Genomic DNA, 24994 nt, shown 5'->3' on the forward strand with positions numbered 1-24994 from the left:
TCAGCGGGCCGCGTCGAAGGAGGGAGCGAGCCGCTCCTCGAGGATCCGCTCGCGCAGCTCGGGGTCCGCGAACCCGCCCGCCAGCGCGGTCCGCTGCGCACGCTCGACGTCCGCGAGGCCCCAGCCGAAGCGGTCGACGAGCAGCCGCAGCTCGCCCGTGACGCTCGTCCACGAGATCAGCCGGTTGTCCGGATGCACCGTGACGGCCGCTCCGATCGCGGCGAGCAGTCCGATCGGGTGCTGCGCCAGGGTGTCCACCACGCCGCCGGGCTGCGAGTTCGAGCTCGGGCACAGCTCCAGCGGGATGCGCTCGTCGACGATCCGCTGGGCGACCGGTCCGAGCTCGAGCGCTCGGGCCCCGCCTCCCGCCCGGCGCCAGGCGGCGACCACGTCGCCCACCGGGTGCCGTGCGCCGTCGACCGCGACGTCCTCCGCGAGCCGGGCGCCGTGCCCGATGCGCTGGGCGGAGCAGTGCTCCAGCGCACCGAGGATGCTCTCGACGCCTGCGGCCTCGCCCGCGTGCACCGTCCGCGAGAGTCCGTGCTCCGCGGCGAGGCGGAACCACTCCGCGTGCTCGGCAGGCGGATGCCCCTCCTCGTGCCCGGCGAGGTCGAGTCCCACGACCGCGTCCCTGTTGCGCAGAGCGGTCTCGACGACCTCGCGGCCGTGCTGCGCCGTGCGCATGATCGAGAGGATCTGCCGCACGAGCACCGGGCGGCCCTCCCGCGCGGCGTCGCGCATCCCGGCTTCGAGCCCGTCCTGCACGGCCGCCAGCGCCTCGTCCATCGAGAGGCCGCGGGCGAGGTGCTTCTCGGGCGCCCAGCGGGTCTCGGCGTAGACCACGCCGTCGGCGGCGAGCGCGGCGACGTACTCCCGCGCGACCCGGCGCAGCTGGGGAGCGGTCTGCATGACCGAGGTCGTCAGCCCGAACAGCAGCTCCCAGTCGGCGCCCGGTTCGAGCGCCGCGAAGTTCCCGAACCAGTGCTGCAGAGCCTCCGGGTCGCGGCGCGGCACCGGCGCCCCGCTCTCGGCCGCGAGGGCGAGGAGGGTCTCGGGCCGCACGGAGCCGTCGAGGTGGTCGTGCAGCGAGACCTTGGCGAGGCGGGCGAGCGGATCGGAGTGGTCGACCCAGGTGGTCGCGCGTTCGCGTCGCGAGGTGAGGTCCATGGGTCTCCGATCCGCCGGATCCCAGCGTACAAAACGTTTTGTATCGTCCGTATGACGATCCGTGGCACGCTGTCGCCATGACTGCTCCCCGGCACCTCGTCGTCTTCGACACCGACATCGGCACGGACGTCGACGACGCCCTCGCTCTCGCCGTCCTCCTCGGTGCGCGGGAGGAGGTCGAGCTGCTCGCCACGACGACCGTCTACGGCGACACCCTCCTGCGCGCCCGCCTCGCGCAGCGCTACGCGGGGCTCGCCGGTGTGCGCCTGGACGTCCACGCGGGGGAGCGCGACACCCTCTCGGGCCGCGAGGTGTGGTGGGCGGGCCACGAGGGCACCCTGCACGACGGGCTCGACGCCGAGGACGTGCAGGCCGAGCCGGCCGTCGACGCCCTCCTCCGCCACGTGCTCGCGCGGCCGGGCGAGGTCGACGTGATCGCCGTGGGGCCGCTGACCGACATCGCGGAGGCGATCCGGCGCGAGCCGCGCTTCGCCGGTGCGGTCCGCCACCTCTGGCTGATGGCGGGAGCGTTCGGCACGGGCGCGACCGAGCACAACGTCCGCAGCGACGCCGACGCGGCGCGGGTGGTCTTCGGCGCCGGCCTGCCGACGACCGTCGCCGGACTCGAGGTCACGCAGCGCCTCGCGATGCGCAGCGAGCAGGTCGAGGCGATCGCCGCCTCCGGTGCCCTCGGCGCCGCGCTGCACCGCGACATCCGCCAGTGGTGGGACTTCTGGAGCGAGACCTGGAACGTTCCGCACGACCCCGTCGCGGTCCTGGCGATGCTGCGGCCCGAGCTCGTGACGCTCTCGGAGCCGGGCACGGTGACCGTCGTTCCCGGCGGCGACCCCGTCGAGGACGGCCTCAGCGTCTTCACCCCCGATCCCGAGGGCACCGTCCGGCTCGTCGTCGACCTCGACGTCGACGCCGTCTCGGAGGCGATCGTCGCGGGCGTGCGGGCGGCCGGTGCAGGGCCGCTCGGCCTCAGGCGCTGATCGCCGCCCGCACCTCGGGAGGGGTCGGCGGAGTGGTGGCCATCAGGTCCCGCACGTAGGCGAAGAAGCGCTCGCCGTCGATCCGCTCGACGGCCGTCGCGTTCGCCGTCTCGGGCGTGCACGTCCAGTCGAAGACGGTCGCGCCGAGCGTCAGCCGCCCGTCGGTCTCGACCGCCACCGCGTACGCGCGCTCCTCGAGCACGAGGTCCTCGTCCAGGCTCAGCAGCACCGAGAGCGAGTCCGGGTGCGTCGAGCCGTCGATCCCGACGCGCACGTCGAAGTCGAAGGTGGCGCGGTTGGCGCGCACGAAGAAGTCCGACAGCGGAGTCGCGGCCGCGGCGATCTCGGCGATCCGGCCCTCGTCGAAGACGGCGTCGCGGAGGGTCAGCGGGTCCCAGGTCACGAAGCGCAGATCCGTGAAGCCCGCCCCGGTGACGATCGCGGCCGCCTCCGGATCGACGTACACGTTGAACTCCGCCGCGGGCGTGATGTTGCCGCGGCCGTTGAGGGACCCGGCCATCACGGTCAGCCGCTCCACGTTCCGCACGAAGGACGGGTCCTTCCGCGCCGCGAGCGCGATGTTGGTCAGCGGGCCGATCGCCACGATGCGCAGTCGGCCCGCGTGCTCCGCGGCCAGTCGGATCAGGGCGTCGACGGCGTGCTCCTCCTCGGGCCGCTGCGAGTCCTCGGGCCGGCGGATGCCGCCGACGCCGTCGCCGTGCACCTCGGTGGCGCTCACCCACGGGCGCAGGAGCGGAGTGCGCGCGCCGAGGTGGACGGGCACCTCTCCCGCGCGCCCGGCCAGCGCGATGGTGAGGAACGCGTTGTGGAGCTGCTGATCGAAGCCGACGTTCCCCGCGACCATCGTCACCGCCCGCAGATCGGCGCGCGGATCCAGGAGGCCGATCAGCAGGGCGAAGCAGTCGTCGGCGGCGGTGTCGGTGTCGATGAGGAGAGGGATCACGCGGCGAGCGTACGGTGCGCTCGTGTCGGGCGTGTTGCGGGGAGGCAGAATGGATCCCGATGACCTCCACACCGCCTCCGCTCGGCCTCCTCCTCGACGTCGACGGCCCCATCGCCAGCCCGATCAGCCGCACCATCGCGATCCCCGCCATCGCCGACGACCTCGTGCGCCTCGCCAACGCCGGCATCCCGATCGTCTTCAACACCGGACGCTCGGACGCGTTCCTGCGCGAGCGCGTGCTGCCCTCGCTCCTGGAGCGCGGGGTCTCGCCCGAGGCCCGCATCGTCTGCGTCTGCGAGAAGGGCGCCGTGTGGTTCACGGTCGACTACCGCGGCACGTCCGAGCCGATCGTCGACGAGTCGCTCGCGATCCCCGAGCCGGTCGCCCGCGATCTCGAGCGCATGATCCGCTCCGACTACGACGACCTCGTCTTCTTCGACGAGACCAAGCGCTCGATGGTCTCGGCGGAGCAGCTGGTCGACCTGCCCAGCGACGAGTACCTCTCGCGCCAGCTCGTCTTCGACGCCGACGCCCTGCAGATCATGACCGCGGCCGGCCTCGGAGTCGAGCGCCGCGGCATCCGCTACCCGAACGACTCCGGAGCGGTCGACTACCGCATCGACCCCACCGTCATCTCGACCGACATCGAGTCGAACCGCCTCGGCAAGGACCTCGGCGCCCAGCGCGCCGTCGAGCTGCTCGGCGCGACCGGGCCGATCCCGCAGCGCTGGCGCACCGTCGGCGACTCCCGCAGCGACTACGCCATGGCCGACTGGCTGTACGAGCACGCCTACGAGGTCGCCCACGTCGACGTCCGCCCGGCCGAGGGCGTCCCCGAGAAGCCGTACCCGATCCTGGTGGTCGACGACCTCGTCAACGACGCGGCCGGAGCCGCGGTGCTGCGCCGCTGGACCGAGCTCGTCGACGACGAGACGACCCCCGAGGCGGGCGACGGGATCTCGCTGTACACCCGCTCCTGATCCGCCACCCCTCGTTCGCGTGGAGCCCGGCCCGCTAGCGTTCGAGGCATGAGAATCGCAGTCACCGGTGGATCCGGCAAACTCGGCCGCAGCGTCGTCGCCCGCCTCCGCGCATCCGGCCACGACGTCTACAACCTCGACCGGGCGGGGGAGCGGGGCCCGGGCTTCGTGCGCATCGACGTCGCCGACTACGGCCAGGTCGTCGACGCCATCCAGGCCGTGGGCGACCAGTACGAGGGCATCGACGCGGTCGTGCACCTCGCCGCGATCCCCGCGCCGGGCATCGTGCCCGACATCGCCACCTTCCAGAACAACATGCTGTCCACGTTCAACGTGTTCCACGCGGCGATCCGCTCGGGCATCCGCAACGTCGTCTACGCCTCCAGCGAGACGGTGCTCGGCCTGCCCTTCGACGTGCCGCCGCCCTACATCCCGGTCGACGAGAAGTACCCCGCCCGTCCGGAGTCGGTCTACTCGCTCACCAAGCACCTCGAGGAGCAGCTCGCGATCGAGTTGTGCCGCTGGCACCCGGACCTGAAGATCATCGGCCTGCGCTTCTCGAACGTGATGGACGAGGCGGACTACGCCGAGTTCCCGTCGTTCGACTCCGACGCCCTGCAGCGCAAGTGGAACCTCTGGGGCTACATCGACGGCCGCGACGGCGCGCAGGCCGTCGAGAAGGCGCTCGTGCACGATGCGACCGGCTTCGACCGCTTCATCATCGCGGCGGCCGACACGGTCATGTCGCGCCCCAACGACGAGCTGATCGCCGAGGTGTTCCCCGGTGTCGAGGTGCGCGGCGAGGTCGGAGCGAACGAGACCCTGCTCTCGATCGACCACGCCCGCGAGGTGCTGGGCTACGCGCCCGAGCACTCCTGGCGCGACTCGCAGCAGGGCTGAACGGACGCGACCGGCCCGCGGGATCCGAGGATCCGGCGGGCCGGTCGCGTTCCTGCCGACTACTGCTGCATCAGCTGGGGATGTAGTTGAAGGTGTCGGGGTCGGGACCGGTGCGGTGGCCGCGGTCCAGTGCCGTGATGTCGGTCATCGACTCGTCGTCGAGCTCGAAGTCGAAGAGCGCGAAGTTCTCCTCGACGCGGGCGCGGGTGACCGACTTCGGGAACACGATGTCGCCGCGCTGGATGTGCCAGCGGAGCACGACCTGAGCGGGGGAGCGGTCGATGTTGCGGGCGATGCGGGTGATCGTGTCGTCCTCGAGCACCAGGCCCTGGGCGATGGGCGACCACGCCTCGGTGGCGATGCCGTGCTCGACGCCGTACGCGCGCAGCTCGTCCTGCACGAGGTAGGGGTGAACCTCGATCTGGTTCACGGCCGGCACGATCGTGGCCTCGGCGCGCAGGCGGTTGAGGTGGTTGGTCTGGAAGTTGGAGACGCCGATCGCCTTCGCCTTGCCGCTGCGGTAGATCTCCTCCATCGCCTTCCAGGTCTCGAGGTAGTCGCCCACGTTCGGCAGCGGCCAGTGGATCAGGAAGAGGTCGACGTAGTCGAACTGCAGCTCGCCGAGGGTCACGTCGATCGCGGCGAGGGCGTCCTCGCGGGCGTGGAAGCCGTTGTTCAGCTTCGAGGTGACGAAGACCTCGGAGCGGTCGAGGCCGGAGGCGCGCACGGCCTCGCCGACGCCCGCCTCGTTGCCGTACATCTCGGCCGTGTCGATGTGGCGGTAGCCGACCTCGAGGGCGGCGAGCGTCGCGTCCTTCGTCTCGGCGGGATCGATCTGGAACACGCCGAAGCCCAGCTGGGGGATCTCCACTCCGTTGTTGAGGGTGATCGTGGGGACCGTCGTGGCGTCCGTGCTCATACTGAGTCTCGTCCTTTCATCGGGGAGGCCGCGCGCTCGACGCCCGCGGCCAGGAGTCCAGTCCACGCCCGGGGGCCTGTCGGCTGCAACCCCTTGAACACTCAGGGAACGTCGAGGGGTGGGCTCGCCGGGCTCGTCATCCGTGCGCCGAGCAGCGTGCGGTCGACGTGCTGCTCCTGCCAGTCGCGGTCGAGAGCGCCGCTGCGGAGGAGCCAGCGGTGCAGGACGGGGCCGACCAGGAGCTCCGTTGCCGCGGCCGGATCCACGGCTCCGGCCTGCTCGAACCGCCGGGCGATCGCGGCCATCTGGGGCACGAGCAGTCGCTCGCGGTACTCGCCGGCGAGATCGAGGTCGGTCTGGATCGCGGCGGTGACCGCGCGCAGCAGCGGTTCGGTCGCGGGCGAGGTCAGCTCGTGGACCGTCCCCTCCAGCAGCAGGAGCAGGTCCTCCCTCAGCTCTCCGCTGTCCGGGACGGCGACGGCGCCCTCAGCGGTCTCGCTCCGGGCGAGAAGGGCGTCGAAGAGGATCGCCGCCGTCGACGGCCAGGAGCGGTAGAGCGTCTGCTTGCCGACTCCTGCGCGGACCGCGACGCCCTCCATCGTCAGCCTCGCGACTCCCCGGTCGCCCACCAGGTCGAGCACCGCCTCGTGCACGCGTGCGCGCGTCCGCTTGCTGGCCATGACGCCATCCTAGTGAAACGAGACGAAGCGTCTCGTTCTGAGTAGGGTGTCGGCATGAGCACTCGACAGATCTGGATGATCACCGGGGCCGCCCGAGGTCTCGGCCGTGCCCTCGCTCTCGCGGCGGTGTCCCAGGGGCACGTCGTCGTCGCGACCGTCCGCGGCGAGCACACCCTCCCTCCACACGAGCGGCTGCACGTCCGACGTCTCGACGTGCGCGACCGTGCGGCAGCGGGAGCCGCGGTCGAGTCGGTGGTCGCCGAGCTCGGTCGACTCGACGTGCTGGTGAACAACGCCGGCTACGGCCTGATCGGAACGGTCGAAGAAGTCGGGGAGAGCGAGGCGCGGGACATCCTCGACACGGATCTCCTCGGGCCGCTCTGGCTGTCGCAGGCGGCCGTGCCCGTGATGCGGAGCCAGGGGGGAGGGCACATCCTGCAGATCTCGACGGTCGGCGCTGTCGGCACCCTGCCGACCCTCGGCCTCTACAACGCCGCCAAGTGGGGCCTCGAGGGATGGACCGAGGCGATGGCGGCCGAAGTCGCTCCGTTCGGCATCCGCACGACGATCGTGCAGCCCGGGGCGATCGACACCGCCTGGGCCACCGGTGGCATGCGCTTCGCGACTCCCTCCTCCGAGTACGACGACCTCAGGACCCGTCTCTTCGGCACCGCCGAGGTGCCGTGGCCCTCCGGCGGAACCGGTGGTGGAACCCCACCCGAGGCGATCGCCGCCGCCGTCCTCGCGCACGTCGCCGACCGCGACGACCACCGCCTCCGCCTGCTCGTCGGAGACGACGCCCCGGAGCAGGTCCGTGCGGCTCTCGACGCGCGGATCGAGGACTACCGCCTCGACCGGCGGTGGCCGACTACGGAGTGACCTCAGGTCAGGCCGGCGTCGAGTCGCCGCGCGGAGCGGTCCGCGGCCGACCCGCCGAGCAGCGCGGCGATCGCGAGGGCGATCAGGAGCGGGACGTGCCCGGTCACCGGGACCAGCGCCGCGATGATCAGCGGGAAGAAGAAGCCCAGGTAGGTGAGCGTGTAGAACGTCGCCGTGAGCCTCGCGAGATCGTCGGGTGCCGCCATCGTCTGCACGGCCTTGAGTCCCGAGAGCAGGCAGATGCCGTAGCCGGCGCCGAGGAACGGGGCGGCGAGGAGCACGAGCCACGGCGAGCCCGTGAGGGCGGCCGGCGCGAGCACCAGCGCCCCGACCGCGAAGCAGATCGTGCCGACCGGGCCGTTGCGCCCCCGCAGAGCGTGGTCGATGCGCGCCGAGAGCAGCTGCACCGAGGTCCCGACTCCGAGGGTGATCAGCATGACGAGGGTCGCGAACGCGATCCCGAGCGTGCCGAGTCCGCCGGTCACGAGGCTCGGGCCGACGGCGAACGAGAGGCCGCAGCTGCCGAAGACGAACGGGGCGATCGGAGCGACCGTGCCGCGGAACCGGCCGCGGTAGACCGCCGGGACGCGCAGGTCGCCCAGGAGCGAGCGCCGGTGCGGGCTCGACGTGCGCGTCTCGGGCGCGCGGAGCACCGCGAGCAGCGAGAGCGCCGTGACGCCGGCGTGCACGAGGTAGGGCAGCACGGTCGGATTCGGCGCCCACTGGGCGAGCACCCCGCTGATCGCGGCCCCGCCGCCGAACCCGATCGAGAGCGAGATGCCGCTCCGACGCGCTCCGGTGCCCGCCGCCGCCGACAGCTCCTTCACCCAGCTGCTGCCGACCACGGCCGCGACGGCGACGCTGACCCCGGCGAGCAGACGGGCGACGCAGAGCCCCGCGAGGTTCGTCCCCGCTAGTGCGAACACGACGCTCGCGAGGGCGCCGAGCGCCACTCCGGCCAGCATGATCCTCCGTCGGCCGAAGCGGTCGGACCACGCCCCGGCGAGCGCGAAGCCCGGCACGATGCCGATCACGTAGACGGCGAGCAGCAGCGTGACCTCGGTCTGCTCGAAGCCGGCCACCTGCCGGTACATGACCATCAGGGGGATGAACTGGTTGCCGCCCCAGCCCAGGGCCGACATCGCGGCGGCCACGAGCAGCCACGACGACGGCGACGTACGAGGTGCGGACGGGGATCGGTCGGGGCGGGGCCGCATGGCGTCCTTCGGGTCGGGGGCACCCGGGCCGCTCGGCGCGGGAGCGGTCGCCGACCTCCGATTCTCGGGACACCGGCCGTGTCGGCGCAAGCTCCGATTGCGGACGTGTCCGCTGGAGGACGTCGGGGCGGGTGCCGGAGCGCCGTCAGCAGCTGATGCTCGGAGCCGGCGGACCGCCGGCGATGGCCGTCCCAGCGACGGCGGGAACGCCGCCCCGATGCGGCCGACCCCCGGTCGGGCGTCAGGCCGCGCTGTCCAGCCGCAGCATCGCCTCGCGGGCGAAGGCCGACGCCGCCGAGCGCCACGTGCGCTCCAGCGACAGCACGTCGTCGCCCGCCGCGCGCGAGTCAGGGAGCTGCTGGGCGGCGGCGTCGAGCACTGCGGCCCGCAGCTCGGTGTTGATGTTGATCTTGCCCAGCCCCGCGCCGACCGCGCGGCGCAGGTCGGCCTCGGGGATCCCGGACGCGCCGTGCAGGCTCAGCGGCACCCCGCTCGCCGCGTGGATCGCGTCGATCAGCGGCCAGTCGAGCTCGGGCTCCGCGGCGTAGGTCCCGTGCACGTTCCCGACCGACGTCGCCAGCACGTGCGCACCCGCCGCGGAGAGGAACGCGGCGACCATGGCCGCGTCGGTGCGGCCCGACGGCAGCGAGGCGAGCGCGCGGTCCTCGTCGCCCGCGAGAGCGCCCAGCTCGGCCTCGACGACCACTCCGGAGCGGCGCACCGCCTCAGCCGTGAACGCCGCGTTCTCCTCGAACGGCAGAGCGCTGCCGTCGGCCAGCACTGCGTCCGCACCGGCCTCGACGGAGCGGAGGATCAGGGCGAGGTCGGTCGCGTGATCGAGCTGCACCGAGACGGGCACCGCGGAACCGTCCGCCAGGGCGCGCAGCGCGGTGAGGAACCGCGGTCCGTGCCGGTCGGCCGCGGTCTTCGGCGTGACCAGCAGGATCACCCCGCGGCCCAGCTCCTCCGCCGCGTCCACGACCGCGAGAGCTGTCGAGAAGTCGTAGCAGGTGAGGGCGCCGACCGCCCCGCCCGCCGCCTGCCGCTCGCGGATCAGGTCGTCCATCCGGACCCTCACGCGAGACCGCCCGCGACGATCCAGACGACGTAGGTCAGCGCGAACCCGACCACGCCGAGGATCGTGGTGAGCACGGTCCAGGTGCGCAGTCCGTCGGCGACGCTGAGGCCGAGGTAGCGGGTGACGACCCAGAAGCCGGCGTCGGTGACGTGCGAGAGTCCGAGCGAGCCGAAGCCGACCGCGACGGTGATGATCGCGATCTGCAGCGCGGTGTAACCGCCCTCGGCGACACCCGTGGCGAGCAGTCCGCCGGTCGTCACGATGGCGACGGTGGCCGAGCCCTGGGCGGCGCGCAGCACGAGCGACACCACGAAGCCGAGCACGATCAGCGGCACGCCGAGGGTGTCGAGCGTGCTCGCGAGCGCCCCGCCGATGCCGCTGGCCTGCAGGACCGCTCCGAACACCCCGCCGCCGGCGACGACGAGCAGGATCGACGCGATCGGCGGCAGCGCGCTCTCGAAGATCTCGTTCGTCTGCGTGAGCGACCAGCCGCGCTTGACGGGCAGGGCGAAGAATGCGATCCCGACGGCGACGAGCAGCGCGAGCACCGGAGTGCCGACGAAGACGCTGAGGCCGTGCGCGAAGCTGCCCTCGGGCAGGATCAGGGCGCCGACGGTGCCGACGAGGATCTGCACGATGGGGATCGCGACGAGCAGGATGATCAGCCCGGCGCGCGGCGGGGCCAGCTCGGTGCCGTCGCGGCCGACCGTGCGGATCGCGGAGGTGACTCCGCCGACCTCGGCGAGCTGGGCTGCCACGGCCGGGGCGAGCTCGTAGTCGCGGCGGTTCATGATCGCCGAGACCGCGTAGGAGAGGACGCCGAGTACCGCGCAGATGGGCAGCGCGATGAGGGCGATGAGCCCGACGTCGGCGCCGAAGACGCCCGCTCCGGCGACGATGCCCGGGTGCGGCGGCACGGCGACGTGCACGGCGAGCATCAGGCCCACCATCGGCAGGCCGAACTTCACCGGGCTGAGCCCGGCGACCTTGCTGAACGCGTAGATGATCGGCACGAGGACGATGACGCCGACCTCGAAGAAGACGGGGATCGCGACGAGGAACGCCACGATCGTCAGTGCCACCGCGACCCGCTTGGGGCCGAGCACGCGGGTGAAGTGGTCGGCGAGGCTCTGCACGCCGCCCGATACCTCGATCAGGCGGCCGAGGATCGCGCCGAGCGCGATGATGAGGGCGACCTTGCCCATCGTGCTGCCCACGCCGTTGGCGACGAGCACGAAGATGTCCTCGAGCGGGATCCGCGCCGAGACGGCGACGAGCACGCTGACCAGCAGCAGGGCCACGAAGGCGTGGATCTTGAAACGGATGATGAGCACGAGCAGCAGGGCGATGCCCGCCGCGGCGATCCCCAGCAGGACCGGGGTGTCGAGGGTGACCGCCGGGGCGATCGGTGCGTCCGCGGCGCTGCGGATCGCGGTGGCGAGGTTCATCGGGCGTCCTTCGGGGTGAGGTGCTGCGGGGCGAGGACCTTGATGACGGCGGAGTCGTCGGCGGCGGCGAGGCCCTGCGCGGCTCCGAGCAGGTAGAGCTGCTCGGCGGCCGCGGCGATCGGAGTGGCGAGGCCGGAGCCCCGGGCGGCGGAGGTCACGATGCCCATGTCCTTCACGAAGATGTCGAGGCGGCTCAGCACCTCGGCGCCGTCCTCGTCGTAGGCCTGCAGCATCCGCGGTCCGCGGTTGCCGAGCATGAACGAGCCCGCCGCGCCGGCCGAGAGCGTCTCGAGGGTGGCGGCGACGTCGAGTCCGAGCGCCTCGGCCAGGGCGAGCGCCTCGGCTCCGGCGGCGATGTGCACGCCGCACAGCAGCTGGTTGACGGTCTTGAAGGCCTGGCCGTCGCCGGCGCGGTCGCCGATGACGCTCAGCGTCGAGGCGAGCAGCTCGAGCACGGGCTGCGCCTTCGCGCGGGCCTCGGGAGCCGCTCCGACGACGATCAGCAGGTCGCCCGCTCCGGCGCGGACGGGCCCGCCGCTGAGCGGGGCGTCGACCAGGTGCACGCCGAGCGCGTCGAGCTCGGCGGCCACGGCGACGACGTCGTCGATCCCGACCGTGCTGGTCATGATGACGACGGCGCCGGGCTCGAGGGTCGAGGCGACCCCGTTCGCGCCGAACAGCACGTCGCGCAGCTGGGCGCCGTTGCGCACGGCCAGCAGCACGGCGTCGACGCCCGCCACCGCGCCGCGCGCGGAGTCGAAGGGGGTGATGCCGGCGTCGGCGGCCAGCGCCAGCCGCGGCTCGGCGATGTCGAAGCCGTGCACGGTGAGCTCGGTGGCGAGGCGGGTGGCCATGGGCAGGCCCATGGCGCCGAGCCCGAGCACGGCGACGCGGTAGGAGGGGGTGGTCACGGTGGTCCTTCTTCCTGGGGAGTGGGGGAGGGGGTGCTCGCGGGTCACGCGACTGCGGGGGTGGGACGGGTCAGCGTGCTGACGACGGCGGCGAGCGAATCGTCGTCGCCGACGTTCCCCGCGAACACGATGTAGGGGATGCCGCGCGCGGGGCCGTCGACCGGCTCCCAGAGCGAGACGATCCCGGGCAGCATCGGGCCGCGCACGATCGCGCGCCGGATGCCGAGCCCGTGGGTGGCCACGTCGCTGGACGTGATGCCGCCCTTGGCGATGACGAAGCGGGGGTGCCGACGGGCCAGCACCCGCTGCACGACCTCCACGACCGCGGTCGAGACCCGGCGCGAGATGTCGAGGCTCTCGTCCTTGTCGTCCGTGCGGCGGAGGAGCCGGCTGGTGTGCACGGCGACGTCTCCGCGGCCGAGCGCGTCGACCGCCGCGTGCACGATCCCGTCGAGGTGCGCGGCGTCCTCGGCCAGCACGGCCTCCACGTCGATCTCGAGGGTCCGCTCGAGGGCGCCCTGAGCGGTGAGCACAGCGAGCTGGCGCGAGGTGAGCCCGACGTGCGAGCCGACCACGATCAGACCGCCGACGGCGTCGCTCCCGTCGGTGCCGAAGACGTCCGGCGCCGTGAGCGGAGGGTGCACCTCCTGCCCGATGCGGGCGCGGACGAACGGCGGGCCGACGCGGAACAGGAACCGCTTGCCCTGCTCCTCCGCCGCCGCGAGTCCGAGGGCCAGCAGGCGCATGTCGTCCTCGGTCACGGCGTCGACGACGACCGGGACGGAGCCGGTCAGGGGGAGGAGCGCGCGGACGATGCCGTCGACTCCGCCGCGCAGGACGCTCAGGTCCAGGCGCACGACCTGCTCGGCGCTCCACCGGCCCTGCGTCTTCTCGGCGACGTAGTCGGCGAGGTCGGAGGAGGCGTAGCCGAACGTCGCGTCGCGGGCGAACTCGGTCTCGGCGATCGGAGTGAGGCCGTCCGGCGAGCGCATGAAGTGGACGCCGCCGATCGTGACGCGGCCGGCATCGGGGAACGCGGGCACCAGCAGCACCGCGTCGAAGCCGTGGCCGGTCGACTCCCGCACCGTCTCCTCGATGACGTCGGTCTCGAGCGGGTAGTGCCCGCGCAGCGTCGAGTCGCCCCGGCTGACGAAGGCGATCGGAGTGCCGGCATCGGCGGCCGCGCTCGTCGCGTGGGCGACGATCTCGCGGTTGCGCCGGGCGGCCGACTCGGGGTCCAGGCTGCGCGTGTTCGTGAGGACGTAGACGGCGGGGGCGCCCTGCGCCAGCGCCCAGTCGAAGTCCGCCGTCTCCCACGACGTGAGGACGGGCAGGTCGGCGACCGACTGCGTGCCCGTGGGGTCGTCGTCCAGGACGATCAGGACCCGGGTGCCGCGTCCGACGGCCGCCGCGACGTCGGCCGCATCGACGGGGACGTGCTCGGGGTGGCCCGCGAGGGCGCTCGACTCTTCCATCATCACTCCTTTGTAGCTGATAGCAGATATCATACAAGTTGATGGAGCCGCGTCAAGAGCGGGTCTGCAGGGACCGCTCAGCGCAGCGTCGGCAGGACGTGCTCGCGGAAGTCGTCCGCGGTCTGCTTCATGTGGTCCGCCATCGCGAGGCGCGCCTCCTCGGCGACGCCGCCCCGCAGAGCCTCGAGGACCGCCGCGTGCTTCGCGATCGCGTTGCGCTGGATCCGCTCGACGGCCGACGTCTGCGCGCGCTTCTCGCGCATGACCCGGGAGAGCGGGGCGAACACCGTGCCGACGAAGACGTTGCCGGTCGAGCGCAGGATCACGTCGTGGAACGCGATGTCGGCCTCGACGAACGCGGCGACGTCCTCGTCGTCGTGCGCCGCGCGCATGAGGCCCAGCAGCCGCTCCAGATCCTCGAGGTCGGAATCGGAGCGACGGGTCGCCGCGAGCGCGGCCGCTCCGCTCTCGATCATCTCGCGCACCTCGATCAGTTCGAGCTCGGTCGTGCCGGGGTCGGTGCCGTGCGCGGTCACCCGCAGGATCGCGCCCAGATCCGTCCAGAGCGAGAGGGGAGCGACCGTGCCCCGCTTCCCGCGCCGCACGTCGAGCACGCCCAGCCCCTGGAGGCGCTTCAGCGCCTCGCGCATCGTGACGCGGCTGACGTCGTGCTGCTCGGCCAGCTCCGCCTCGCTGGGCAGCTCGGAGCCGATCGCGAGGACGCCGGCGACGATGTCGTCGAGCAGGGCGTCCGCCACGGTCGTGACGAGGGAGGCGCGGACCACGGCAGGGTCTCCCGTCGGTAGAGGGCTTCCAGTGTACGGGCGCCGTCGCGCCGCCCGCGGGAACGACGAAGGCCCCCGGCACGGATGCCGGGGGCCTTCGATCCTGCACCCGGGGGTGCGGGGCGCGTGACTACGCGCGGGACTTGCGGCCGGTGATCGCGCCGTAGACCAGCAGGACGATCAGGGCGCCGACGATGGCGAGGGCCCAGGTGCCCAGGTCGAAGAACTCCTCGAGACCGCGACCGAAGATCGCGCTGCCGATGAAGCCTCCGAGGAACGCGCCGACGACGCCGAGGACCAGGGTGATGACCCAGCCGCCGCCCTGACGGCCCGGGAGGATCGCCTTGGCGATGGCTCCGGCGATGAGTCCGAGGATGAGGAATCCGATGATGCCCATGATGTTTCTCCTTCGTGTTCGTGCTCGACCGGCCGTTCCGATGCGAGCGTGGACGCCTGTCGTGAGGGCGTCCTGTGAAGTTCTCTTCCGGTCAGCGGAGTGAGCGCTGCACCTTCGCGCGGGCCTTGTCCGCGATGGAGGCGAAGTGCTTGGCCTCGCGCTTGGAGGTCTTCTTGAGCTTCTTGCGCGTCTTCTTCGTGGCAGGGTCGTTCCACACGCCGAGCGCGAGGTGACGCAGCTCTTCGTAGCGGGCACGCCCGGCGCGAGCGCCGAAGACGTACGCTGCGAGAGCGACGAGCGTCAGCAGGACGAGGCGGGGATTCATGCGGTGACCCTTCCATCGGAGAGCACAGGGACGTGCTCGACCCCCATTTGACTCTCCTGCGCAGTGCGTGGCAATTCAGGGCCCGACCATTGACAGCGACCCCTCCGGCCTGGTTCGCGTGCGCGCAGTGGCGCATCCGGGCCGTTCCCGCTCGCAGCGCGTCGGCGCGTTCCGCTCAGGCGCAGGATCCGGCGAAGCGCTCGTGCAGGTAGCCGCCGTAGCCGCCGTCGACCCGGTTGTCCCGACGGCCCGAGGTCACGACCTCGCCGCGGTCGGTCGCTCCGACCCGCGCGCCGATCGCGTGCAGCCGCTCGACCAGGCGCACGTCCTCGTGCAGCGGCTCCACGCCGAAGCCGCCGGCGAGGAGGTAGCAGCCCGCGCGCACCCCGAGGTTCGCCCCGTGGATGCTCCCGATCGACTGCTCCCGCTCGCGGGTGCGCCGCCAGCGGGCGTACATCGCGGGCTCGAGGTCGTCCGGATCCGGCCGGACCGTGCCGACCAGGACGTCGTGCCGGTGCGCGTGCTCCACGTGGGCGAGGAGCCAGTCGACCGGCACCCGCGTGTCCGCGTCCGTGTTCGCGATCCAGATCCGCTCGACGGGAGCGGGAGCGGAGGAGAGCGCGTGCGCGATTCCCGCCGAGCGCGCCGCGCCGACTCCGCAGCGCTCGAGCTCGAGCACCTCGGCGCCGGCTGCCCTCGCCCGCTCGGCCGTGGCGTCGGTGCAGCCGTCCGCCGCGATCAGCAGCCGCACGGCGAGCCCGGGGTGCGAGCGGAGCAGCCGCGTCGCGCTGGCCTGCACCGAGGCGATCAGTCCGCCGATCCGCTCCTCCTCGTCGTGCGCGGGCACGACGACGAGCACGTGTGCGACGCCCCTCACAGCAGGCCCGTGCGGCGCGCCACGGAGCGGGGATCGCGGGTGTGCACCTCGAGCAGCACGTCCTCCTCCTCGTGCCGCACGATCCGGTGCAGCCCGAGCCGTCCGACGGCGGCCTGCACGGCGTCCCCGTCGAGCTCGAGCCCGGCGATGGGGTGCCGCCAGTGCACCGTCACGAGCTCACCGGAGGGGGAGAGCGCGTCGCGCACGCCCCGCAGCACCCGCTCGAGCGTCGTCGACCCGAGGTAGTAGCCGACCTCCGAGAGCACGATCAGGTCGAACGGTCCCTCCGGGACCCCGCCGGCGATGTCGTGGTGCTCGACGCGCACGTGGGGCAGCGGAGCGAGCCGGCGCGCCGCCCGATCCACGGCGGCCTCCGACACGTCCACCGCGAGCAGGCGGTCGCAGCGCTCGGCCAGCGCCTCGGCGAGCACGCCGATCGATGCGCCGATCTCGAGGGCGGAGTCGTAGCGCCGCTCGGGCAGGCACGCGAGCGTGAGGGCGCGCTTGCGCTCCTCGTACCAGCGGCTCGTGTAGCCCCAGGGGTCCTCGTGCCGCGCGTAGAGCTCGTCGAAGTAGGTCGTCCGGCCGTCCATCCCCTCGACCCTAGGCACGCGGAGCGCGGCGGGCGGCCACTTGTCCGCGGGGCCGCGGTGCGCTATCCGCCCACCCGGATCAGGTGGTCGTCGCCGAGGAAGTGCCGGAGGAAGAGCGGATGCAGCACCGCCGCCGCCCCGTCCGCGCCCCGCCGCGTCTGGCTGCCGTACTCGCCCAGAGCGGCTCGACGCCGCGCCCGCGCGTCCCCGTCGGCCTCGACGCGCAGGAGGGACGACCACGGCACGACCGCGTCGTCCGGCCGCGCCCAGTGCCACAGCCAGATCGGCGCGGCGAGCACCGGCTGGCCGCACGCGGCTCCCGCCTCGGCGCACACCTCGCCGACCACGCGGTGGTCGCGGTGCCCGTCGTCCTCCCACGTCGAGAGCACGAGCACCGTGCCCGCGGGTCCGCGGGCGCGACGCCGCACCTCGTCCGCGATGCGGTCGCGGTGCTCGGGGGTCGCGGAGTCGGGCACCTCGAGGAAGGCGAGTCCGATGCCGTCGCCGAGCCGGTCGAGCGCGGCCCGCGCCTCGCTCCGGCGCTCGGCCGCGATCGAGGGGGAGGGCTCGCCGTGCGACGCGGCTCCGTCGGTCACGACCACCACGTCGACCGCGAGCCGCCGCCGGCGCGCCAGGGCGATCGTGGCCGAGCAGCCCAGCGTCTCGTCGTCGGCGTGCGCGGCGACCACCAGCACCCGCTGCACGCCCGCGAGCACGTCGGCGGAGGGGAGCCGGTCGCGGCGTCCGTCCTCCTGCCACACCTCGAGCGGCGTCCCCTCGAGGTGGCCGTCGAAGCTCACCACGCTGTCGAACCGCCCGAGGCGAGCACCGCCCGCCCGAGCGCCGCGTCGTCGCGCTCGGCGTGGTGCTGCCGCACGTAGAGCGCGAGATCCGCGACCCGCTTCGCGTGCTCCTCGTCCAGCGCCAGCGGCGCGGGTCCAAGGGCGCGGCCCGCCCGGGCGAGGACCTCCTCGCAGGCCGCCGCCGTGCTCGCCCGCGTCCGCTTCGCCAGGAGCGCGCCGGCGGACCCGGTCGCCGCCCCGCCGTCGACGAGCGCGGCCGCCTCCGCCAGCGCCCGTCGGGCCGCCTCGAGGGCCGTGTCCACCGCGCCGAGATGCGCGAGCAGGTGCGGGTCGTCGCGGCGTGCGGCGGCCGCCGCGACGACGGCGCCGATGCCGCGCGCTCCGCCGTACCAGCAGGCCGCGACGGCGATGCCGCCCCAGGCGAACCCGGGACGCGAGAGGTACCAGCCCGCCTCGCCGACGGGCACGGCCACGGCACTGGAGAAGCGCACGGGGCCGCTCGGGATCTCGGCGAGACCGCGTGCGTGCCAGGCGCCCTCGAGCGGAACCGCCGACCCGTCGCGGAGCCCGACGGCGAAGAGGCGGCGCTCGCCGGAGCCCTCGCCCACGTGCGCCGTGACCAGCGCCGCGTCGAGCCGGTCGGCCAGTGAGCACCACGGCTTCACGCCGTCCAGCCGCCAACCGTCGCCGTCGGGCCGCGCGACGAGCGGCTCCTCTCCTCCCTCCGCCGCGAAGACCCCCCAGGCGGCGGTCGCGGCGACGCCGACGTCGGCCGGAGCGAGGCCCGCCTCGGCCAGGATCGCCAGGGCGTCGAGGTGGGGTTCGACCGTGCGGGCGACCCCGAGATCGTGCCGGGCGAGGCGCGTCAGCAGCGCCAGCAGCTCGGCCGTGCGGCCGGATCCGGGCAGCGGTGCGTCGGAGCCCAGCGCACGGGCGAAGGAGAGCGCGCCCTCGACGTCCGTCGGCAGGGGCGCGTGCAGGGGGAGGGAGGAGGTGAGAGGGTCCATCTCCGCCGACGCTACGCAGTACGGGCCCCTCGCCGCGCGCGTTGCCCGCAGGCGCGCTCGGTGCTAACCGCCGCGCGTCAGAGCTCGAGTGCGGTGATGCGGTGCAGCAGCCGGGCGAGCTGGTCCACCTCGCCGGCGGGCCAGCCGCGCAGCTCCTCGTGCAGCTGCGCCTGGTCCGAGCTGCGGAGCTCGCGCAGCCGCTCAGCGGTCGCGGGCGTCACCGACAGGATCGTCGAGCGCCCGTCCGCCGGATCGGGCGCCCGCGAGAGCAGCCCCAGGCGGTCGAGAGCGGTGATCTGCCGGCTGAGCGTCGACTTGTCAGTCTCGAGCAGCTCCGCCAGGGCTCCGGAGGAGATCGGCCCGCGCCGCTCGAGAGCCGACAGCGTCGTGTAGCCCGCGGCCGTGAGCTCCGGGTGCACCCGTTCGGCGTAGGAGCGGGTCATCGCCCTCACCCGGCGGAAGAGCGTGCTCAGCTCCGCCTCGACGGAGGCGATGGCCGCGTCGACGTCGCGGGCGGGGGGCGGGCTCTGACCGGTCATGCCTCCATGGTGCCCCCTCGTCGACTTGCGTCGCTGGGCCCGGCTGTCGTACGCTCTCCGGAGCCAAAGACCGCCGGTTTCCGGTGTGCGCACGAGCAGGGCCCCGGCCCCGCGAGATCGCCACTCGGACGAAGGATTCGCGAAGCGAATGGCCCGCGCAGGTGTGAACGAGATCATGACACGCGAGAGATCGCGTCTCCCGAAGCTCCGAGCGCCTGCGCCGGAGCTTTTTTCTTTGCGTGCCTTCGGGCTACCGGCACGAGAATTCACAGGAGTAGCCATGGCGAACAAGGAAGCCTCGGTTGCCGAACTCACGGAGAAGTTCCAGAGCTCGACGGCCGTTCTGCTGACCGAGTACCGCGGTCTCACCGTTGCGCAGCTGAAGACGCTGCGCAAGGACATCAGTGAGCACGCAACCTACGCCGTGGTGAAGAACACGCTGACCAAGATCGCGGCGAACAACGCCGGTATCTCGTCCTTCGACGACGAGCTCGCTGGCCCCTCGGCCATCGCGTTCGTGCACGGCGACCCCGTCGCCGTCGCGAAGTCGCTGCGTGCCTTCGCCAAGGCAAACCCTCTGCTCGTGGTGAAGGGCGGTTACTTCGACGGTAACCCCCTGACCGCAGAAGAGGTGGGCAAGCTCGCCGACCTCGAGTCCCGCGAAGTTCTGCTCGGCAAGCTCGCCGGCGCCTTCAAGGCCTCGCTGTTCGGTGCCGCATATCTGTTCAACGCCCCGCTGTCCAAGGCCGTTCGCACGGTCGAGGCGCTGCGCGAGAAGCAGGAGTCCGCGAGCTGACGTCTTCCTCCGGGAGACAGCGCACGCGGTTCGTAGACAAGAAAAACTAGGAGAAAAATCATGGCAAAGCTCACGCAGGACGAGCTCATCGAGGCCTTCAAGGAGCTCACGCTCATCGAGCTCTCGGAGTTCGTCAAGAAGTTCGAAGAGGTCTTCGAGGTCACCGCCGCCGCGCCCGTCGCGGCTGCCGGAGTCGCCGGCCCGGCCGCTCCCGCCGAAGAGGTCGAGGAGCAGACCGAGTTCGACGTCGTGCTCGAGGCCGCCGGCGAGAAGAAGATCCAGGTCATCAAGGAGGTCCGCGCGCTCACCAGCCTCGGCCTCGGCGAGGCGAAGGCCGTTGTCGATGGCGCCCCCAAGGCCGTTCTCGAGGCCGTCAACAAGGAGACCGCCGAGAAGGCCAAGGCCCAGCTCGAGGCCGCCGGCGCGACCGTCACCGTCAAGTAGTACTGCGCCGACCCCGGTCGGCATGCGCGCAGGGCGCCGTCTCCTCGGAGGCGGCGCCCTTCGCCGTTCCCGCGCCGTGCTCCTGTGGCCGTGTTCTCGCGGGCTGCGGAATCGCCCGGGCTCTAGAATCGGTGCGTGTCCGCTCCTGATCCGCTCGCAGGCCTGCCCGCTCGCGACGTGCCGCCGAGCGAGGTCTCGCTCAGCGAGCTGCTGAGCGATTTCGTCTCGGTCACCCACCGCATCACCCGTCTCGCCGCCCAGGCCACCGACAACCAGGAGTCGCAGGCCGTCTGGCGCACGCTCTCGGTGCTCCTGTCGATGGGCCCGATGCGCCTGGGGGAGCTCGCCTCGCAGAGCCGCGTCTCGCAGCCGACGATGACCAAGATCGTCAAGAACCTCGTCGACAGCGGCTGGCTCGCCCGCATCGCCGATCCCGCCGACGCCCGCGCCTGGCAGATCCAGCTCACCGACGTCGGAGCCGCCGCCCTCGCGGCCTGGCGCTCCCAGCTGGGCGACGCCCTCACGCCGATCTTCGCCGACCTCGCCCCGGAGGACCGCCGCGTCCTCGAGCGCGCCGTCGAGATCATGCACGAGCGCCTGGTCGTCGGCCCCCGCAGCTGACCGGCCCTGCCCCCCCCCCCGAGACGATGTCGCCCTTCGTCCGGGCAGGTGTCACGCGCCAAGTTGACTCGCCTCCGAGGAGCGGAGAGACTTGTCGCATTGTTCCCCGCCGTCTCAGGATTGGCGGGGACTTTTCTGTCTGGAGGCTGACGTAGTGACGGTCGGTCCTCCGCTCCGCGCGACTCTCATCGTCGACTACCAGAACGTGCATCTCACGGCGTTCGATGTCTTCGATCCGCGTGGAGATCGTCACGATCCGCTCATCCATCCGATGCTCTTCGCCCGACGGGCGATGATCGGACGCAACGAGAGGCAGCGGGAGGGCTTCGCCCTCGCGCGGCTCGAGCGCGTCATCGCCTTCCGGGGTCTGCATCACGTCGACCACCATCGGGAGCAGCACCGACGTGCCCAGGATCAGGCTGCACGCTGGCGAGAGGACGGTGTCGACGTTCAGCTCCGATCGGACGGCCGAGGGAGAAGAGTATCGACGTCTTGTGTGCCCTCGCCTGTGTCCGGGAGGCTGCGCGGCCGGACGTCGATCTCGTCGTGCTCGCGTCCAGAGACACCGACCTCGTTCCCGCCCTCGACGAGGTCCACGATCTCCGCGAGGCGGAACCTGAGCGGTATGCGCGGATCGAGACCGTGTCGTGGTTCAACCCTCGGTGGCGTGAGGAAGGCTCCGTGAGCGGCGGAGGCTTGAGAGCGACTGCGCCCCGGAGGATCTGGAACACGAACTTCGATCGTTCCTGCTACGAGGCGTCACGGGATCGCACCGTCTACCGCTGAAGCCGTCCCGCGTTCCTGCATCCGGTCCTGGGGAACTCCGGCTGGCCGCCGGGCGGCGTCGCGCGCCACACTGGGGCCGTGCGCCTGCGTCTCGAACTCGTCCCCCTGCCCGTCGCCGACGTCGATCGTGCCGTGGCCTTCTACAGCGGTGTCGTCGGCTTCGCGATCGACCATGACGTCCGCCCGGCCGACGGGATGCGCATCGTGCAGCTGACTCCGCCGGGCTCGGCGTGCTCGGTCGTCGTCGGCACCGGCATGGGGCTCGATCCCTCCGACGGGGTGGTCCGCAACCTCCACCTGGTCGTCGACGATCTGGCCGAGGCGCGGGAGGAACTGGTGGGCCGGGGCCTCGCGGTCAGCGAGGTGCAGGACATGGGCGGCGTGCTCTACGCGTACTTCGCCGATCCCGACGGCAACTCGTGGGCGCTGCAGCAGATCGGCGCCGACGCCCGCCCGCCGGCCTGACCGGGACTCAGTCCTCGGGCCACTCCACGCGGGCCTGCACCTCGGGGTGCTTGCGGAGCCACGCGGCGATGAACGGGCAGCGGGGGACGACCGTGCCGCCCGCCTCCGTCACGGCGGCGACCGCCGAGCGGGCGAGGGTGCTGCCGAGGCCGTGGCCCTCCCAGGCGTCCTCGACGACGGTGTGGGTGAAGACGACGCGGTCGCCGCGGAGGGAGTACGCGGCGTAGCCCGCCGTCTCGCCTCCGACCGAGATCTCGAAGCGCGATCGCTCGGGGACGTCGCGGACTGTGGGGGAGTCGGAGTCGCTCATGCTCCGATTCTGCCCCTCACGCTCCGATCCGGGCCCTCACGCTCCGATCCGGGCCCCCCGCGGCGCCGAGGTGCTCGTGCGGATCACGAGCGACGCCGGAATGGTGGTGTGGCGGGCCGGGGGAGGGGACTCTCCTCGGGCCAGCGCGGCCAGGGCCTCGAGGATCAGCTCGACGGCCAGCTCGCCCTGCTGCCGCGGGTCCTGGCGGATCGAGGTCAACCCGAAGAGGTCGGCGAGCGGATGGTCGTCGATGCCGATGATCGAGACGTCCTCCGGGATCGACAGCCCGAGCTCCCGCGCGGCCAGCACGATGCCGATGGCGATCTCGTCGGAGGCGGCGAAGATCGCGGTGGGGCGTGTGCGCGGGTCGCCCAGCACCTGGCGCCCGGCGCGGTGGCCGCCGGGGATGTCGAAGGTGGTGGGGGCGAAGGTGCTCTCGTCGAACTCGAGCGACGCCGCCTCGAGGGCCTGGCGGAAGCCCACGAGGCGCTTGGTGTGCACGCGGAAGTCCATCTCCTCCTCCGCCAGGCCGCCGATGTGCACGATGCGCTCGTGCCCGAGCGAGAGCAGGTGCTCGGTCGCGAGCCGCGCGGCCGCGACGTCGTCGATGCTGAAGGTGGGGATGCCGGGGAGCTCGCCGCCGATGCCGACCACGGGCTTCCCGAGCGCGAGGAGCGCCTCCGTCTCGCCGGGCGAGATCTCGAGGGTCACGGCGACGATCGCGTCGACGCGCTTGCGGACGAGGTAGTACTCGAAGACGCTGCGCCGGGCGTCGCGGTGCTTGTCGATGTTGTAGAGCAGCAGGTCGTAGCCGGCCGCCAGGAGGGCGTGCTCGATGCCGTCGATGATGCCGCCGAAGAACCACTGGTTGATCACCGGGATGATCACCGCGACGTTGTTGCTGCGCCCGGTGACCAGGCTGGAGGCGTTCGCCGAGACCACGTAGCCCAGGCTCGCGGCGGCCTTCTCGACCCGCTGCTTCGTCCCCGCCGAGACGTAGCCGCGACCGCTCAGGGCCCGCGAGACCGTCGCCTTCGAGACCCCGGCGAGCTCGGCGACCTCTTCGATGCCCGTCACGGCGTACCTCCCGTCCCGTCCGGCGTCGATGCTGGAAACGGTTCCAGGAAGTTATACCCCTTCCGCGGGGTCGTCACCATTCCGCGCCAGCGCCGTACGCCGTCGTTCCGCGGCGCGATCCGCGGTTCGACGCAGAATCGTTATCTGAGAGAGCGCTCTATCGTGGGCGTTGTGGTTTCATCGAAGTTGTGGAAAGGTTTCCCTCCGTGGGAGCCCTGCCCACGTGAAACCGGTGATCCGCACGGAGGACCTCCCTGCGGCACTCGAGTCTGACGGGCCTCGCCCTCGGCTGAACCACCACTCAATGAGGAGGAACCATGCGGTCATCCCTGCACCGCCGTATCACCCTTCCGGTCGCCGTTCTCGCGGCCGCCGGAATCGCGCTCGCCGGCTGTTCCGGCGCCAGCGACCCCAACGACCCGAACGCCGGTGGCGGCACCGGCAACTCCGTCGGCACGGCCGACGGCGTCGTCAACGTCTACGGCACCATCAACGGTGACGAGGCCACCCTCCTCGAGCAGTCCTGGGCGGACTGGGAGGAGGAGTCGGGCATCGACATCAAGTACACCGGCGACAAGGAGTTCGAGAAGCAGATCGGCATCAAGGTCCAGGGTGGCGACACCCCCGACCTCGCGATCTTCCCTCAGCCGGGTCTGCTCGCCGACACCGTCGCCTCCGGCAAGGTCCAGGAGCTGCCCGAGGGCGCCCTGACCGAGGTCCAGAACAACTGGTCCGAGGACTGGCAGAAGTACGGCCAGGTCGACGGCACCCAGTACGGCGCTCCGCTCATGGCGAGCGTCAAGGGCTACATCTGGTACTCCCCGGCCAAGTTCGCCGAATGGGGCGTCTCCGTTCCCACCACGTGGGACGAGATGGAAGCGCTCGGCAAGACGATCGCCGAGAAGACCGGCGGACCGTCCTGGTGCGCGGGCTTCAACTCCGGTGAGGCGTCGGGCTGGCCCGGCACCGACTGGATCGAGGACGCCGTCCTCCGTGAGGCCGGCCCCGATCTCGTCGATCAACTCGACCGCGTTCGGCGACGTCGCGCAGAACATCGCCAACGGCACCTGCGCGCTGACCCACCAGGCCTCCTTCTTCGAGGGCTTCCTGATCTCGGCCGGCGCCGACGTGTCCGAGGACGGCGACGTCTGGGCCTTCCTCACCCCGCCGACCTCGGCCGACGACCCGCAGGCCGTCACCGGTGGTGGCGAGATGGTCGCCGCGTTCTCGAACGACGAGGACACCGCGAAGGTCCAGGAGTACCTGGCCAGCGCCGATTGGGCCAACAGCCGCGTCTCGCTCGGCGGAGTCATCTCGGCCAACAAGGGACTCGACGCCGAGAACGCGGGCAGCGAGATCCTGAAGGACTCGATCGCCATCCTGCAGAGCGAGGACACCACGTTCCGCTTCGACGGCTCGGACCTCATGCCGAAGTCCGTGGGTGCCGACAGCTTCTGGAAGGGCATGGTCGACTGGATCGACGGCTCGAGCACCGACCAGGTCCTCGAGGAGATCCAGGCCGGATACACCTCCTAGCGGCAACGACGACGAGGGCC

General features: G+C 72.2%; 28 protein-coding genes and 1 pseudogene. 10 read left to right on the forward strand and 19 right to left on the reverse strand.

The window, feature by feature from the left end; translation table 11 throughout:
- The gene (locus ASF48_RS10830) at positions 1-1167 is read right to left on the reverse strand and encodes an adenosine deaminase family protein (protein WP_055790961.1); all 1167 of its coding nucleotides are present in this window, start codon (positions 1165-1167) and stop codon (positions 1-3) included.
- A gap of 77 nt (positions 1168-1244) precedes the next feature.
- Between ASF48_RS10830 and ASF48_RS10835 the strand changes: the two genes are divergently transcribed.
- Complete coding sequence (locus ASF48_RS10835) at positions 1245-2162, forward strand: nucleoside hydrolase (protein WP_055790964.1); 918 nt, start codon at positions 1245-1247, stop codon at positions 2160-2162.
- Here the strand turns inward: ASF48_RS10835 and ASF48_RS10840 are convergent.
- Positions 2152-3126, reverse strand: a complete 975-nt coding sequence (locus tag ASF48_RS10840; RefSeq protein ID WP_055790967.1) for a nucleoside hydrolase — start codon at positions 3124-3126, stop codon at positions 2152-2154. The genes ASF48_RS10835 and ASF48_RS10840 overlap by 11 nt on opposite strands.
- A 59-nt stretch (positions 3127-3185) precedes the next feature.
- Here ASF48_RS10840 and ASF48_RS10845 point away from each other — a divergent pair, with 59 nt between their 5' ends.
- Both ASF48_RS10845 and ASF48_RS10850 read left to right on the forward strand, forming a co-directional pair.
- Entirely contained in the window at positions 3186-4106 is a 921-nt protein-coding gene (locus ASF48_RS10845; RefSeq protein WP_055790969.1) for a hypothetical protein, read from the forward strand.
- Positions 4107-4154: 48 nt separating this feature from the next.
- Positions 4155-5006: an NAD-dependent epimerase/dehydratase family protein gene (locus ASF48_RS10850; protein WP_055790972.1), complete on the forward strand. Its 852-nt coding sequence runs from the start codon at positions 4155-4157 to the stop codon at positions 5004-5006.
- Between the two features lie 70 nt (positions 5007-5076).
- On the opposite strand, the gene ASF48_RS10855 is transcribed toward ASF48_RS10850, so the two are convergent.
- Both ASF48_RS10855 and ASF48_RS10860 read right to left on the reverse strand, forming a co-directional pair.
- Complete coding sequence (locus tag ASF48_RS10855) at positions 5077-5925, reverse strand: aldo/keto reductase (protein ID WP_055790976.1); 849 nt, start codon at positions 5923-5925, stop codon at positions 5077-5079.
- A 101-nt stretch (positions 5926-6026) separates the two neighbouring features.
- Entirely contained in the window at positions 6027-6605 is a 579-nt protein-coding gene (locus tag ASF48_RS10860) for a TetR/AcrR family transcriptional regulator (RefSeq protein WP_055790979.1), read from the reverse strand.
- A 54-nt stretch (positions 6606-6659) separates the two neighbouring features.
- On the opposite strand from ASF48_RS10860, the gene ASF48_RS10865 reads away from it, so the two are divergent.
- On the forward strand, positions 6660-7484 hold the full coding sequence (locus ASF48_RS10865) for an SDR family NAD(P)-dependent oxidoreductase (RefSeq protein ID WP_235577229.1): 825 nt from the start codon (positions 6660-6662) through the stop codon (positions 7482-7484).
- 2 nt (positions 7485-7486) lie between these two features.
- Here ASF48_RS10865 and ASF48_RS10870 read toward each other — a convergent pair whose 3' ends face one another.
- The 13 genes from ASF48_RS10870 to ASF48_RS19675 all read right to left on the reverse strand — a co-directional run bounded on the left by ASF48_RS10870 (position 7487) and on the right by ASF48_RS19675 (position 18939).
- Complete coding sequence (locus tag ASF48_RS10870; RefSeq protein WP_082481272.1) at positions 7487-8701, reverse strand: MFS transporter; 1215 nt, start codon at positions 8699-8701, stop codon at positions 7487-7489.
- 241 nt (positions 8702-8942) lie between these two features.
- Complete coding sequence (locus tag ASF48_RS10875; protein WP_235577230.1) at positions 8943-9767, reverse strand: class II fructose-bisphosphate aldolase; 825 nt, start codon at positions 9765-9767, stop codon at positions 8943-8945.
- A gap of 8 nt (positions 9768-9775) precedes the next feature.
- Positions 9776-11227, reverse strand: coding sequence for a GntP family transporter (locus ASF48_RS10880; protein WP_055790989.1), 1452 nt, complete (start codon positions 11225-11227; stop codon positions 9776-9778).
- The gene (locus ASF48_RS10885) at positions 11224-12138 is read right to left on the reverse strand and encodes an NAD(P)-dependent oxidoreductase (RefSeq protein WP_082481274.1); all 915 of its coding nucleotides are present in this window, start codon (positions 12136-12138) and stop codon (positions 11224-11226) included. The genes ASF48_RS10880 and ASF48_RS10885 overlap by 4 nt, the downstream gene beginning before the upstream one ends.
- 44 nt (positions 12139-12182) lie before the next feature.
- Positions 12183-13616, reverse strand: a complete 1434-nt coding sequence (locus ASF48_RS10890) for a four-carbon acid sugar kinase family protein (RefSeq protein WP_055790992.1) — start codon at positions 13614-13616, stop codon at positions 12183-12185.
- 74 nt (positions 13617-13690) lie between these two features.
- The gene (locus ASF48_RS10895) at positions 13691-14398 is read right to left on the reverse strand and encodes a FadR/GntR family transcriptional regulator (RefSeq protein WP_055790995.1); all 708 of its coding nucleotides are present in this window, start codon (positions 14396-14398) and stop codon (positions 13691-13693) included.
- A gap of 130 nt (positions 14399-14528) precedes the next feature.
- On the reverse strand, positions 14529-14795 hold the full coding sequence (locus ASF48_RS10900) for a GlsB/YeaQ/YmgE family stress response membrane protein (RefSeq protein WP_055790998.1): 267 nt from the start codon (positions 14793-14795) through the stop codon (positions 14529-14531).
- 91 nt (positions 14796-14886) lie between these two features.
- On the reverse strand, positions 14887-15120 hold the full coding sequence (locus tag ASF48_RS10905; protein WP_055791000.1) for a hypothetical protein: 234 nt from the start codon (positions 15118-15120) through the stop codon (positions 14887-14889).
- A 175-nt stretch (positions 15121-15295) separates the two neighbouring features.
- Positions 15296-15997, reverse strand: coding sequence for a glycosyltransferase (locus ASF48_RS10910; RefSeq protein WP_082481276.1), 702 nt, complete (start codon positions 15995-15997; stop codon positions 15296-15298).
- Positions 15994-16590 (reverse strand): class I SAM-dependent DNA methyltransferase, encoded by a 597-nt coding sequence (locus ASF48_RS10915; RefSeq protein WP_055791003.1) that lies wholly within the window; start codon positions 16588-16590, stop codon positions 15994-15996. Before ASF48_RS10915 ends, ASF48_RS10910 begins: the two co-directional genes overlap by 4 nt.
- A gap of 62 nt (positions 16591-16652) precedes the next feature.
- Positions 16653-17393: a PIG-L deacetylase family protein gene (locus ASF48_RS10920; RefSeq protein ID WP_082481279.1), complete on the reverse strand. Its 741-nt coding sequence runs from the start codon at positions 17391-17393 to the stop codon at positions 16653-16655.
- A complete protein-coding gene (locus tag ASF48_RS10925; RefSeq protein WP_055791011.1) occupies positions 17387-18400 on the reverse strand; it encodes an acyl-CoA/acyl-ACP dehydrogenase in 1014 nt (337 codons plus the stop codon). Before ASF48_RS10925 ends, ASF48_RS10920 begins: the two co-directional genes overlap by 7 nt.
- 77 nt (positions 18401-18477) lie before the next feature.
- A complete protein-coding gene (locus ASF48_RS19675) occupies positions 18478-18939 on the reverse strand; it encodes a MarR family winged helix-turn-helix transcriptional regulator (RefSeq protein ID WP_055791014.1) in 462 nt (153 codons plus the stop codon).
- Between the two features lie 280 nt (positions 18940-19219).
- On the opposite strand from ASF48_RS19675, the gene rplJ reads away from it, so the two are divergent.
- The 4 genes from rplJ (at position 19220) to ASF48_RS10955 (ending at position 22051) form a co-directional block, all read left to right on the forward strand.
- On the forward strand, positions 19220-19735 hold the full coding sequence (gene rplJ / locus ASF48_RS10935) for a 50S ribosomal protein L10 (protein WP_055791018.1): 516 nt from the start codon (positions 19220-19222) through the stop codon (positions 19733-19735).
- Positions 19736-19795: 60 nt separating this feature from the next.
- Positions 19796-20179 carry a 50S ribosomal protein L7/L12 gene (rplL, locus tag ASF48_RS10940; RefSeq protein ID WP_055791021.1) on the forward strand — a complete coding sequence of 128 codons (384 nt, stop codon included), beginning with the start codon at positions 19796-19798 and terminating at the stop codon, positions 20177-20179.
- Between the two features lie 135 nt (positions 20180-20314).
- Entirely contained in the window at positions 20315-20800 is a 486-nt protein-coding gene (locus ASF48_RS10945) for a MarR family winged helix-turn-helix transcriptional regulator (protein ID WP_235577231.1), read from the forward strand.
- An 864-nt stretch (positions 20801-21664) separates the two neighbouring features.
- Positions 21665-22051: a VOC family protein gene (locus ASF48_RS10955; RefSeq protein WP_055791025.1), complete on the forward strand. Its 387-nt coding sequence runs from the start codon at positions 21665-21667 to the stop codon at positions 22049-22051.
- A 7-nt stretch (positions 22052-22058) separates the two neighbouring features.
- Here ASF48_RS10955 and ASF48_RS10960 read toward each other — a convergent pair whose 3' ends face one another.
- Together ASF48_RS10960 and ASF48_RS10965 are read right to left on the reverse strand one after the other, a co-directional pair.
- On the reverse strand, positions 22059-22361 hold the full coding sequence (locus ASF48_RS10960) for a GNAT family N-acetyltransferase (RefSeq protein ID WP_055791027.1): 303 nt from the start codon (positions 22359-22361) through the stop codon (positions 22059-22061).
- Positions 22362-22397: 36 nt separating this feature from the next.
- Positions 22398-23438: a LacI family DNA-binding transcriptional regulator gene (locus ASF48_RS10965; RefSeq protein WP_055791031.1), complete on the reverse strand. Its 1041-nt coding sequence runs from the start codon at positions 23436-23438 to the stop codon at positions 22398-22400.
- Between the two features lie 317 nt (positions 23439-23755).
- Between ASF48_RS10965 and ASF48_RS20125 the strand changes: the two are divergent.
- Positions 23756-24400 (forward strand): annotated as a pseudogene (locus ASF48_RS20125) (ABC transporter substrate-binding protein); the annotation flags it as partial.
- 31 nt (positions 24401-24431) lie between these two features.
- On the forward strand, positions 24432-24974 hold the full coding sequence (locus tag ASF48_RS20130) for a hypothetical protein (protein WP_442965571.1): 543 nt from the start codon (positions 24432-24434) through the stop codon (positions 24972-24974).
- The last annotated feature ends 20 nt before the right edge of the window (positions 24975-24994 follow it).

The sequence above is a fragment of the Rathayibacter sp. Leaf299 genome, assembly GCF_001423055.1.
GTDB lineage: Bacteria > Actinomycetota > Actinomycetes > Actinomycetales > Microbacteriaceae > Rathayibacter > Rathayibacter caricis.